Annotated in this window: 7 protein-coding genes and 2 pseudogenes; 2 read left to right on the top strand and 7 right to left on the bottom strand. The window is 36.3% G+C overall.

Annotated features, from left to right (window positions below; genetic code table 11):
* Positions 1-40: 40 nt before the first annotated feature.
* A complete protein-coding gene (locus LS64_RS03700; RefSeq protein WP_052062644.1) occupies positions 41-1,906 on the top strand; it encodes an AAA family ATPase in 1,866 nt (621 codons plus the stop codon).
* Between the two features lie 9 nt (positions 1,907-1,915).
* Positions 1,916-3,559, top strand: a complete 1,644-nt coding sequence (locus LS64_RS03705) for a VWA domain-containing protein (protein ID WP_052062645.1) — start codon at positions 1,916-1,918, stop codon at positions 3,557-3,559.
* A gap of 3 nt (positions 3,560-3,562) precedes the next feature.
* On the opposite strand, the gene LS64_RS03710 is transcribed toward LS64_RS03705, so the two are convergent.
* The 7 genes and pseudogenes from LS64_RS03710 to LS64_RS03740 form a co-directional block, all read right to left on the bottom strand.
* The gene (locus LS64_RS03710; protein ID WP_034573260.1) at positions 3,563-4,144 is read right to left on the bottom strand and encodes a ribonuclease HII; all 582 of its coding nucleotides are present in this window, start codon (positions 4,142-4,144) and stop codon (positions 3,563-3,565) included.
* A gap of 22 nt (positions 4,145-4,166) precedes the next feature.
* A pseudogene (locus LS64_RS13915) lies at positions 4,167-5,252 on the bottom strand (transketolase-like TK C-terminal-containing protein); the annotation flags it as partial.
* Positions 5,253-5,510: 258 nt separating this feature from the next.
* A pseudogene (locus LS64_RS13800) lies at positions 5,511-6,470 on the bottom strand (1-deoxy-D-xylulose-5-phosphate synthase N-terminal domain-containing protein); the annotation flags it as partial.
* Between the two features lie 95 nt (positions 6,471-6,565).
* Positions 6,566-7,693, bottom strand: coding sequence for an alkanesulfonate monooxygenase (ssuD, locus tag LS64_RS03725; protein ID WP_034573264.1), 1,128 nt, complete (start codon positions 7,691-7,693; stop codon positions 6,566-6,568).
* A 68-nt stretch (positions 7,694-7,761) separates the two neighbouring features.
* Complete coding sequence (locus LS64_RS03730) at positions 7,762-10,770, bottom strand: ABC transporter ATP-binding protein (protein WP_118949176.1); 3,009 nt, start codon at positions 10,768-10,770, stop codon at positions 7,762-7,764.
* Between the two features lie 15 nt (positions 10,771-10,785).
* Positions 10,786-11,754: a taurine ABC transporter substrate-binding protein gene (locus tag LS64_RS03735; RefSeq protein WP_034571243.1), complete on the bottom strand. Its 969-nt coding sequence runs from the start codon at positions 11,752-11,754 to the stop codon at positions 10,786-10,788.
* A gap of 487 nt (positions 11,755-12,241) precedes the next feature.
* The gene (locus tag LS64_RS03740) at positions 12,242-13,261 is read right to left on the bottom strand and encodes an LLM class flavin-dependent oxidoreductase (protein WP_034571239.1); all 1,020 of its coding nucleotides are present in this window, start codon (positions 13,259-13,261) and stop codon (positions 12,242-12,244) included.
* Positions 13,262-13,474: the final 213 nt, after the last annotated feature.

Here is a 13,474-nt window from a genome sequence, read left to right on the forward strand (position 1 = left end):
CTATTGATATAAAATTTAACACTTCCACAAAAGGACATATATGCAAAATCTTACAACAACTTATAAAAACAGGATAAAAAAACTACAAAAGATTCTAAGTGATGATTTGCTTGAGAAAGATACTGCGATTAGTCTTAGTTTGCTTTGCTTGCTGGCTGGGAAAAGTATTTTTCTTTTTGGACCGCCTGGGACGGCAAAAAGCCTTGTGGCTAGGCGAGTGTCAAGCGCGTTTAAAAGTAATAAATTTTTTGATTATTTAATGAATCGCTTTAGCACACCTGAGGAAATCTTTGGTCCTTTGAGTTTGGAGAACCTTAGAAAAGATAAGCTAGTGCGTAATACTGAAGGGTTTCTGCCGAGCGCTGATTTTGCGTTTTTAGATGAGATTTGGAAAAGTTCTCCTGCGATTTTAAACGCACTCCTTGCCATTATTAATGAGAAAAAGTTTCGTAATATCCTTGCTAGTGATAGTGAGCTTAATTCGCAAAATAAAACTCAAAATGAGCTTGATAAAGTCCCGCTAAAAGGCTTAATTGCCGCAAGTAACGAGCTACCCGCTAAAGGGCAAAGTTTAGAGGCACTCTATGATAGATTTATCATTCGCCTTGTTGTGCCACGCATAGAATCTAAAAATAACTTTGAAAAGCTCCTAAACACACGCAATGTGCGAGATTTCATTGAGATTGATGAAAGCCTAAAATTTAGCAATGATGAGCTAGATTCTATAAAAAAGGCGGCAAATAATGTTGAAATTAGCAAGGAAGCGATGAATGTGCTAAAGCGATTTAAAGAACGTTTAGAATCTTATAACGCCGCTGCAGTCAAGGGAAATGCCGAGACTATCGATGTAAGTGAAAGGCGTTGGGTAAATATTATGGAGCTTTTGCGTGTGGCAGCGGTTTTGAATGATAGAAGCGAGATTGAGATTAGCGATTTGAGCCTTTTAAAGCACTGCCTGTGGGATAAGCAGGAGCAAAGAGAGGCTATTTCTAAGCTACTTAGTGAATCTATAAAGGATTTTAGCCCTGTGGCGAATGTGGAAAATGCTGATTTTGATAATCTTAAAAATGAGATAGAATCTGCGTTAAATCCTAATTATGATGGCGTGGTAAATGTCGGTGGGAATAGCTTTATAGCACAAAAACTCCAAATTGAAAAGCAAGATGGCAGCCCGGGTGCGAGCTTTGAAATCGGTATAAATATGAAACATATAAATGATAATAAAGAGCATAATGCCTACATTTATGATAAAAGCACAAATAGTTTTAATGAAAATGATGCTATTTCTTATAAAGTGAATAATGATATTTGCGAGATTTATGTCAAAAAGTGGCTTAGATTCTATCAGCGTTTGGATGTGAATGCTTTGGAGAGAAAAAATGGCGAAAATATGCTATTAGAAGGCAAGTATGAGCTGCCAAAAAAGAATGCAAACGCCGCGATTTTAACGCCAAAAATAAAAGAAATTTATATGAAAGAATGCCACGAATTGCAAGAAAAATTAAGCAAAGATTTAGAATCTATCACGCAGTTGCAGGAAAATTTCACGCAAAAATATGAAAATATTTTCTTAGATTCTAAAGATTATGAGATATTTTTTGATGGGCTAAATGCGGCGAAATCTAATATCGCTCAAAAGCTAATTGATGTTAAACGTTTAGAATCTGAGCTGAAAGATTCTAAGGCAAATTTTAGCAATATGAGTTCAACTAACACAAGTCCTAAAACAACCACCAAAAAAGATTCTAACATTGATATAAGCAAAATCATAACGCAGGTTTTGCAAGATTCTAAGAGCAAGGATATGGGCGAAATAATGCAGGATTTAATCAAGCAATATGGGCACATCGGCATTGATAAACTTATGGAAATCTTGCTTGATTCTAAAAGTAAAGCTAAAGCTTAAAGGCTAAAAATGGATGCAAAAAAGCTAGCAGATTCTATAAATTATGACTTAGAAAAGGATAATTTGGATATTAAAAATGCCCTTGATTCTAACATTAAAAAATATGAAAATGATATAGAATCTATGCTAAAAGATAATCCCTTAGCAAGCGAGCAAAAGGCGATATACACACAAAAGCTAAACTATAAACATATAGAATCTAGCCCAGAAATTCTAAAAGATTTACTGCTTGAAATTAAAAAATTTGATAATAAATTTAATACAAAATTTTATATAAATGAAATAGATTCCATAGAATCTAAGCAAGATTCTAAAATCCCGCAAATCCCGCAAAATCCACAAGATTCTAAAAATATAGAATCTAAGCAAGAAACCCTAAAAGAACTCCACAAAAATATCCTAAATGAATGGGAAAAAAGCTACCAAAATCGCCTAAAAGCCTTGCAAGAAAAAAAAGCAGATTCTATAAAACAAGAAATGATAAAACGATTGAAAGAGTGGCTAAAAGCCCTACAGCAAACGCAAAATTTATTTAATCAAATGGGGGAAATGGGCGAGATTTTTAAAAAAAGCACACTAGATTCTATTAAAGATGCAATGGCAAGTGGCAAAAGTGTGGAAGATAGCGAATTAGACAAGCTAATAAATAACCTAAATCAACTAGGCAAGGGCACAGATAGAGCGACAGGAAAGCTGCATAAAAAAATGCGAACTTTCGAGCATTTTATGAAACTTTTGCAAAAAGATTCTATAAAAAAGCTGTGTGAAATGCTAGGCAAACTGCAAAAGGCACACAAAAAAAACGAGTTAGAATCTTTTAGTAAAAGCGAAACTTACAACATCAAAACGCCCACGCCTTATGCCAAAGAAGAAATCATCGGCGTTACGCTTGGCAGGGACTTGGAGAATGTGCTGCCTTTTGAATATGCCCTGCTTAAAGATAGCGAGTTTAGCATACTTTTTGATATGAAATTCGCTGAAAATCGGCTATTTTGCTTTCAAAAGCAAGGCTACATTGATGAGATTCTAACGCGTGAAATAGCGCAGCAGCGGGAAAAAGAAGTCGAGGATAAAAAGGGTCCTGTGATTTTATGCGTGGATACGAGCGGGAGTATGAGCGGTGAGCCAGAGACTATCGCAAAAGCCGTGAGCCTATTTATCGCAAAAATGGCGATGGAGCAAAAGCGTGCGTGCTATTTGATAAATTTTAGCACGGATATTAAAACGCTTGATTTATCCGCGCCAGCCGGGCTTTTTAGCCTTATAGAATTTTTGGAACTTAGCTTTGATGGTGGGACAGATTCTATTCCTGCGTTAAAGGAAGCCCTTAGAAAATGTGAAGATTCTAAGTATCAAAAGGCGGATATTTTGATGATTAGCGATTTTGTTTTTGATAGCACAAATGAGCGTGAACTGCGTGTGTTACGCTCTCAATTAGATAAAAATAAGGAGCGTGAAAATAAGCTACACGCCCTTTATGTCGGCGATTTTAAGGCACGTGATTTATCGCGTAATGGCAAGATTTTTGATAATGAATTGATTTATAATCCATATACAAAAAGCGTGATACAACCAAATAAAGATTCTAATGAAAATTATTATGGTATCGATAATATTGCAAATTTTATAAAAAATCTTAAGGATATATTTTAAAATCTATAAAGATTCTAAGCTTTTTATATGATAGCTTTTACGATGTATCTCACATAAACCATATTGTTTTATAGAATCTATGTGACTTTTTGTAAGATAACCCTTATTTTTTTTAAAATCATATTGTGGATAAATTTTATCAAATTCAATCATTTCAGTATCTTTTTGGCATTTAGCAAGAATAGAGGCGGCTGCAATTAATACATTTTTACTATCTCCTTTAATCAATGTATCAATACCACCAACACCAAAATTTGTATTGCCATCAAAAATTATTTTTTGTGAATTATGTGTTTGTGCGAATTCTCGTAATGCTATCAAGGCATTTTTTAGGCATGTACTTAAACCTTTAGAATCAATTTCATTTGAATTAAAACTTAAAGTAAGATAAAATCCATTATTAGATTCTAAAAAATCAATAATTTTAGTAGATAAAACATTACGATTTTCATAACTTAACTTTTTACTATCTTTTATTCCCAAATTCTTAAAAGAACACAAAAACTTGGAATCTAAAACAACACCACTTATAAAAAGTGACCCTGCAATGCAACCTCGTCCAGCTTCATCAATACCACAATACATTATTTTTATAACTTTATAGAATCTACCCTAGCATTTCAAGCACTAAAAAGATTATGCCCTCGATGCTAAAGCCGTATTTCTTAAATAGTAAGTCGCCCTTACCACTTGCTCCAAAGCCCTCCATCCCCAAAACGTCATCGCAGATTCTAAACAATTCTAAGCCGCGAGACGCTTCAATTCCTAGCACTTTAGAATCTTTAAAGACTTCCCTTTTATACTCGCTATCTTGCAGGCTAAATAGCTCAAAGCAAGGCAGGGACACAACTTGCGTAGAAATACCTTTGCTAAATTTTTTCGCGCGTTTCAAAACATCAGTTAGGATAGAATCAATCTCGCTTGGTCGCACCTTAGATTCAAAATGTAGCGCGTTTTTGCGTTTGGTAAAATCAATGATTTTCTGCTCTAATAGGGCTTTTAAGTCGCTATTTTTTAGAAACTCGGCGATGTTACTAGATTCTAAAATCTCTTGGGTTTTTATAGCAAGACTAACCTCGCTACCACTTGCAAGGAGCGTAATTTGCGGATTTTCACCCGCTAGAATCGAGCTAGAAATCACATATCCGCCCCGCCCAACACTCTCACGTGTAATTGCACTAGATTCTATCAGCGGCAGATTTTGGCGACTTAGGATAAAACTTTGCGGTAAATTTATATCAAGGGCATTTTGCCACGCGCACACATTTTCATTTGCGTCAGCCACGCGCCAGTTTAGCAGATTTGGCATAGCCCTTAGGTGACTTAGCTGCTCTATCGGTTCGTGCGTTGCGCCATCTTCGCCCACGCCGATAGAATCATGCGTAAAAATGTAAAAAACCTGCGACTTCATAAGCGCGGCGATGCGAATGCTAGGGGCAAGATAATCGCTAAAGACAAAAAATGTCGCGCAAAATGGCGTAAAGATTCCATAATTTGCAAAGGCGTTACTTATCGCGCCCATCGCATGTTCGCGGATACCAAAGTGCATATTTACGCCTTGTGGAAAATCTTTAGAATCTTTAATCGCCGTGTTATTACTTGGGGCTAAATCCGCGCTCCCACCGATAAAACTCGCATTAAATTTCGCAATCGCATTTAAAATCTTGCCATTACTAGCCCTTGTGGCAATGGCGTTTTTAGAATCTAGCTTTGTAACCTTAGCATTTTGCAAACTCACAGGGTCGCTAAAGTGCGGAAAAATCACATTGCTAAACTCTTTCAGCCGCATAATTTCTAGCAAATCACTCGCCTTAATGCAATCTTTTATCTCGCCTTTTAGATAACTCGGCGACAAGTTGCTATTTTTAGCGATTTTATGCTTATTTTGGCTTTTATCCTTTTGGCTTAAAATATGCGCGATATTTATAGAATCTAAATGCACGCCATTTTGCTCTAAATCTTTAGAATCTAAATTTGTAGATTCTAATTCGCAACGCCACTTAGAAAATGCGTCATCACCGCGTTTGCTAGATTCTGTAAAGTGATTTTTTAACTCATTTGAAATAAAGAATTTTTTAGAATCTAAGCCTAGATTTTTTTTAGTTTGTGTGATTATTTCTTCACCCAAAGGTGCGCCATGCGTTGTGTGGCTACCTTCAACCTTATGTGCGTTTTTGGCTATTTTTGTGTATGCGATAATTAGCACAGGCTTTTTGCTCTTTTTAGATTCTAAAAAAGCGTTATTTATCTGCTCGTAATCATGCCCATCAATCTCGATTACAGCGAAATTTTGCGCCTCAAAACGCCCTCGCACATTCTCACTAAAAGCAAGGCTAACATCGCCCTCAATGCTAATATTATTGCAATCATAAATAATGACAAGATTATCAAGGCTGTGATGTCCAGCAAGGCTACAAGCCTCATAGCTAATGCCCTCCTCTAAGTCGCCATCGCCGCAAAAGCAATACACTTTGTGATTTATGATTTTACGCGTGAAAATGTGTGCGGCTCTTTTGCTCGCTAATGCAAAGCCAACTGCGTTTGCAATGCCCTGCCCTAGCGGTCCTGTGGTGATTTCTACGCCGTGCGTGTGGCGATATTCAGGGTGACCTGGCGTTTTAGAATCTAGTTTGCGAAAGTCTTTTAAATCATTGAGTGATACTTGAAAGCCCCATAAATGCAGGAGTGAATAAAGCAGCGCACTAACATGACCGCCACTAAATACGAGTCTGTCGCGGTTTATCCACTCGCTCTCTTTTGGCGTGATGGTGATATGCTCTGCTAGCATTATAGCGATGTCAGCCAAGCCCATCGGTGCGCCTGGATGCCCGCTATTAGCCTCTTGCACCATATCAGCGCATAACATCCGCAGTTCATTTGCTATTTTTTGGTAGTTTGTTTTTTTATCCATTGTTTTACCTTTGGGGGTTAGCTAGATTCAAAAAGTTATTTTACTAAAATAGTTTTAAAAATGTGAAAAATAACTTTATGATTTTAATTTTTACCTTACCAATTGCGATTCGCGATGCAGTCGAATGTTGTGCCGATTTTGCGCGTTTTTACCACGTGGCGTTTGTGTTTTATATGTGGCATGATGAGTTCGCCCACATAGTAGGTTTCCTCTAAATGCGGATAGCCAGAAAGCACAAATGTATCAATGCCGATGTCAATGTATTCTTGCATTAGCCGCAGCACATTTTCCACATTGCCTACTAATGCCGTCCCAGCACCCCCACGCACTAAGCCCACTCCAGCCCAAAGATTTGGATAGATTTCCAAGCTTCCATTTTTACGCGCCTGCTTTTGCAGCTCTAGCATTCGCGCCTGCCCTATAGAATCATAAGTCGCCAAGTCCTTTTGCGCCTGCTCTACCACGCTAGAATCTAGCTTAGAAATAAGCCGATTTGCCACTTCCCACGCCTCAGCCTCACTCTCACGCACGATAATATGCACCCGCAACCCAAAAGTTACCTCACGTCCGTGCTTCTTAGCCTCCGCTTTCACAGATTCTATCTTTTCTTTTAGCATAAAAGGCGGCTCACCCCAGCTTAGATATTTATCGACATATTTGCCCGCTAGCTCGTGTGCGATGGGGCTACTACCACCAAAGAAAAGCGGCGGACGCGGCACTTGCAGCGCTTCATGCAAAAGACGCGCATTTTCCACCTTGTAATATTTCCCATCAAAATTCACACTTTCACCTAGCATTAAGCGATTCCAAATATCCACAAACTCAAAGGCTTGTTTGTAACGCTCATCGTGGTTTAGCCAGATTCCATCACCGGCAAAATCATCGGCATCACCACCAGCGACAAGATTAAATAACACGCGACCATTACTTAGCAAATCAAGCGTAGCACCACTACGCGCTGACACCGTAGGCGAAATCACCCCGGGACGCAAAGCAACTAAGAATTTAAACTCCCTAGTAGCTGAAATTAGGGCTGAAGCGACCATATAAGAGTCCAAACAACTGCGACCTGTAGGGATTAACGCGCCCTCAAATCCATTGCTCTCCGCTGCAATCGCCACTTGGCTTAGATAATTTAAGTCCAAACGCCTTGCACCATCGCTACTGCCCAAATATCGCCCATCGCCATAAGTGGGTAAAAACCAGAATAAACTTGCTTCCATTTTATCTCCTTTGTTGAAATTGAATGACATTTTTGCTCCTTTTTGCGTTGAAATTTGCCTTAGAATCTTTAAATCACATAATCATACCGCTCTTTCACCCGCGCATACAAGTATTCTTTAAGTTGCAAAAACTCCTTGCTACGCTCAAACTCATCGCGATTTTGCCTATCCATATCAATGTTTAGAATCTCTATGATATTAGATTCTATACTACTGCTTAGCGGCTTCATTATGAAAATGCGATTTGATAAATACAGGGCTTCCTCAATATCATGCGTTATGAAAAACACGCTACTTTTTAGCCTTTTATAAAGCAGCAGCACCAAATCTTGCATACTTCGCTTTGTAAATGCGTCAAGTGCGGCAAAAGGCTCATCCATAAGGATTAATTTGCTCTCACACGCTAGGACTTGGGCGAGATATGCGCGCGATTGCATTCCCCCGCTGCACTGATATGGATAGTTTTTTTCTTGCTCTTTTAAGCCGACCATTTTTATATATTTTTGGGCGATTTCTTGTTGTTCTTTGGCGGATTTGTGTTTGAGTTTCGCGGAAAATGCGATATTTTTTGATAGTGTGAGCCACGGATAAAGCGTTGGGGTTTGAAACATTACGGAAATATCGGCATTTGGCTTATTATGGATTTTATTTTGGAAGAGCACTTCGCCGCTATTTGGCTTTAGAAATCCAGCTAAGATTTTTAAAAGTGTGCTTTTACCGCAACCTGAATCGCCTATCACGCTTACAAATTCGTGTTCTTTTATATCAAAATTTATGTTTTTTAGAATCTGTTTTGTGTTTTTGTTTTTAGATTCTATGTTTTGAGCGTTTGTTTTGTTATTAGATTCTATGTTTTCGTTAGAATCTTTGCTTTCTTTTGTTTTGTTGTTAGATTCTATGCTTTTAGATTCTATGTTTCTTGCGTGGTTTTCGTCTCTTGATTCTATGGCGTTATTTTTGTGTTTTTTACGTTTAAAAATGTTAAATATAGAATCTTTTTTCGCAAAATCTTTAAAGGAAATTTCTATATTTTTTACTTCTAAAAGTGGCTTATTGTGGCTTTCTTTTGGCTTATATTCATCAAGCGGGATAGATTCTACATAATCAATTTGTGTGTTTTTATTAAAAGTAGGGTGGCGGGTGGGCGATAGGTTATTAGAATCTTGCGAATTAGATTCTATAGAACTATTTTGATTTATAGTTATAGATTCTGTAATCTCTAAATTTTGTAAATTAGATTCTTTATCAAAAACAGGGTGGTGGGTGGGCGATAGGATAGAATTTTTAGAATCTAAAGTTATAGATTCTGTAATCTCTAAATTTTGCAAATTAGATTCTATATTCTTAGAATCTTTAGAATCTTTTAAACTAGATTCTGTAACGATAATAGTCTCACTAATTATATTAGAATCTTTCCGCCCCGATTGCGTATTCGCATAAATTCTTTTTTTGGTTTTCATTTTTGTAACTTTTTTAGAATCTAAATTATTAGATTCAATACTTTCTAATTTTTTAGAATCTTGTTGAACTTGGATTTTCGCCCTGTGAATCTGGCTTAAATTTTCAATGGGTGGGTAAGGGTGGGACATTGAATCTAAGGCAGATTCACAGGGCGAAAATCCTTTATAATTTAATATGTTAGATTCTACATTTTCTAATTTTATAGAATCTAAATTATCAATTTCAATACTTTCATAGAATCTAGATTCTATATTTTCTAAGTTTTCTTTTAAATCTAGTTTTGTCATGTTGAGCGTAAGCGAAACATCTACGTTAATTTTCTTAGAATCCATATTTTTAGATTCTATGTTTTCTAAATCTCGTTTATGTTTTAAATGTTGGGTAGTGATATTCCCCCCTCCCTTGCGGAGGGGGGCTAGGGGGGTGGGTAAATGTGCGTTGTTTTTTATAGAATCTAAATTATCAATTTCAATACTTTTATAGAATCTAGATTCTGTATTTTTTGTCATATTGAGCGAAGCGAAATATCTACTTTTTTTATTGTTATTAAAATCTGTTAATTTTATAGAATCTAAATTCTGTGTTTTGGTAGAATCTTTGTCGTTAGATTCTATATTTTTATTATTTCTTATAAATTCCACGTTTTTAGATTCTATAGAATCTAGTTTTCTAAAGTCGCTATTTTTCAATAAAATATTTTTAGATTCTACTTTTTCAATATCTTTGTTATTCAACAAAACGTTTTTAGATTCTGTGGAATCTAATTTTCGTGTGTCGCTATTTTTCAATATATCGTTATGAGATTGATTTTTACACATTGCGCGTCGAAGACTCGCGAAGCGATAAACAAGTGCAAATCCCCCACCCCGCGCCCCCTTTGCAAAAAAAAGCAGCCGCTTTTTTGTCTTAAAGGGGGCGAGCCCCGCTAATCCGCTTTTTTGTTGAAAAGTGGAATCTCGCACTACTGCGAGATTTTTTCCACTTTTCAACACTGCAAAGCGGGCGGGCTCACAAGGTTGCGTGCTTCGCACGTCTCCATTGAATGTCAAGCTATCGCTTGACGTTTTTATTCGTTTGTTTTTAGAATCTAAATTCGCTTTTTTAGATTCTATCTTTTTTAAATTTTTAGAATCTAAAGCCACTTTTCTAGATTCTATGCTTTTTATAGAATCTTTACTATTGTCATTGCGAGAAAATTCGCAAGAATTTTCGTGGCAATCCACGTTTTTTATAGCTTTAGATTCTATATTTTCTAATTTTTCTTTAGAATCTAAATTATTTGTCATGTTGAGCGTAAGCGAAATATCTACGTCGCTTTTCTTAGAATCCACATTTTTAGAATCTAATTTTACAAAATTTTGCAAATTAGATTCTATAACTTTTTTAGAATCTAAATTACTAATTTCAATATTTTTGTAGAATCTAGATTCTATATTTTCTAATTTTCCTTTATTTAGAATCTTAGATTCTATATTCCCTTTAGAATCCAAACCTAAAAAATTCCTAATTTCATAATTTTTTTCTTTAAAAATTACATTTCTAACATTACGATTTTTTTTAGAATCTAATTCTAAATTTTGTAATATGAAAGATTCTATATCACGCATTTTTTTCATTATTTTTTCCAACTTTTAATATATTATAAAGTCTTTGAAACTATCTACCGGTGGGAGTTTCCTTAACAATTTTTGCTCTTTTAAAAACTCTGCTACACTATATAAATTCTTATAAAACTCGCCCTTTTTATCCTTCGTGCCAAGCAGTCTAGATTCTGCATTATCCTTAACGCTCAAAGGCTTTGCAATGCGCTCACTTAGCTGCAAGCTCGCATCACTTAAAGGAATGCTAAAAAACTTAGAAATGCTCTCCGCCGCACCCTTTGGGTCACTCAAGCGAAACTCATAAGCCCTATCTAACGCCCTTTTATACGCCTCAATCACTTTAGAATTAGCCCCCGCAAACTCTTTTCTAACCGCCAACACATCCGCCAAAATCACGCCCTTATCCGCCAAATCCTTGTCGCTAAACAAAAATTCCTTATTTTTAAGGCTCGATAATGTAAGCTCCCAAATGAAAGCCAAATCCACATCGCCCCTATCCCACGCCGCAAGAATATTTCCCGCAGGAATATCGATAATGCTAACTTCTTTAGGCGAAATGTTATTGATTTTCAAAGTTTGCAGCAGGGCATAATGCGCAGAAGTCCCAAAAGGCACAGCGATTTTTTTACCCTTAATTTCAGCGATATTTTTAAATTTGCCCTTGCGACCAACTAACCCTTCGGTTTCTTGTGCGATAAAATCAAGATAGACAATGCCGGTATTTAGCCCATTTACCGCGCCAATCACAAAGGGCGTTGTGCCAAGAAAGCCAAAATCAATGCTTTTACTAGCAAAAGCGGCGTTCATATCCTTGCCACTATCAAAATTTAGCACCTTAAAAGTTACGCCAATTTTGTCAAACTCTTCTTTTAAAAAGCCCTTTGCAATCGCCAAAGAGTTGTTGCTAACGATGTTTTGATTGCCCACTTTTACTTCTAACGCGTTTAGATTCCATATTGTGCCTATTATTAAGGCAAAAAATAAAATTACCTTTTTCATAACTTTTCCTTTAAAAAATAACTATTCTAACTTTACGAACTTTTATCCATTTTAAATTCTTTATAGAATCTAGATTCTATAAATTTTCATTATTCTACAAAAAGGGCGGTGGGGGGCGACTAGGCTATAAAATAATCTATTTGCTCCACCAACCATTTAAAATAAATACCTTTATAGAATCTAGTTTCCAAACCTTAATGCTTACCACCACCATTTTTTGCAAGTGGATTCTAAAAAACTTAAAATAAACAACTCTGCCAAACCAAAAATCACAAAAATTCTAAATTTCGTAACTTTTAAAAAATACAATATATAAACTTTAACACTTTATAATCTATAAATTATATTTTATGTAATTCTATAATTTTATTCATTAATAGTCAATACTTTTTTAGCATTTTTAGACAAAAATGAAAAAAACAATATCTTACTTATTCGTATTGCTAATATTTATAGAATAATCAATAAAATTTATTTTGTGGTTAATCTACACCAACGCAAAGACTTTCTTAGCGATGTATTCTAGCTCTTCTTTCATATTTGCACATTGAATTATTAGTAGGTTTAAGCCCGCTTTTTCATAAGCTCGTATTTTTTCAGCCACGCTCTCTGGTGTGCCAACTAGCCGCGGACGCAATCCACGATTTGAGACGCTATACTCCTCTTTGCTAATTTCCACATTCAAATTCGAATTATGCGTAAAATCCTTGTAAGAATTTTCATACGCCTTAAAATCCTTAATCGTAGTAATGCGTTTTAGCTCATCTTGCGCCTCTTTTTCCGTGTCACGCACTATCATATACACAGCCATTCCATAGCCTAGAAAGTCGCCCTTACCCGCTTTAGCACGGCGTTCTTTCATATCCTTTATCTTAGATTCTATCTCTTGCAGTGTGCCGCCGTGCATCAAGTATTTATCAGCAAAGTGCGTAATAGCATTGCGACCGATTTCGCTCTCACCGCCCGCATACACAAGGGGAATCTTTGCAGGTTTAGGCTCATTATAGGAGTTTTTAAACTCAAAATATTTACCCTTGTGATTAAAGGGCGTATCACGCCAAAACCCACGCAAAACATCGGTATATTCGCTAGTTAGCGTATATCTATCATCGTGTCCATCGAATTTTATGCCATATTGACGCGCCTCCTCTTCCCACCACGCTGAGACCATATTTATGCTAAAGCGGTAGTTTGAGATTTCGGCAATCGTGGCGATTTGCTTTGCGGTTAGGGCTACTTCGTGGTATTGCGGACGGAGCGCGGCTAGAATCTCGATTTTACTTGTCACCGCAGCCAAGCCATTAGCAATAGCCCACGCATCAAGGGCTGGCGCACTCTCACCCTTAATATCATTAAGGTAAAGCTCAGGCACAAGCGTTAGTGCATATCCTAGGCTCTCAGCCTTTAGTGCTAAATCACGGCAATACTCCCAGCTACATTCCGTGCTATCATTATCGACATTTCTAAGCCAGCTACCAAACACAGGCGTCCAATATCCAAACTGCATATTTGCTCCTTTGGTGAAATTATGGAATCATACAATAAAGTTTATGGATTTTTGGGTAGTTGATAAACATTTAAATATAATTAATTTTCAAAATTTTAATGAATTTAACATAAAAAACAAAAAAATTAACAAAACTTTGGTAAAAATTTATCTATTTTATTAAGAATTAAGTAGAATTTGTATAAAATAATAGTTTAACTATTCTTTTAGGAT

It is taken from the genome of Helicobacter saguini (genome assembly GCF_000762875.2).
Classification (GTDB): domain Bacteria; phylum Campylobacterota; class Campylobacteria; order Campylobacterales; family Helicobacteraceae; genus Helicobacter_A; species Helicobacter_A saguini.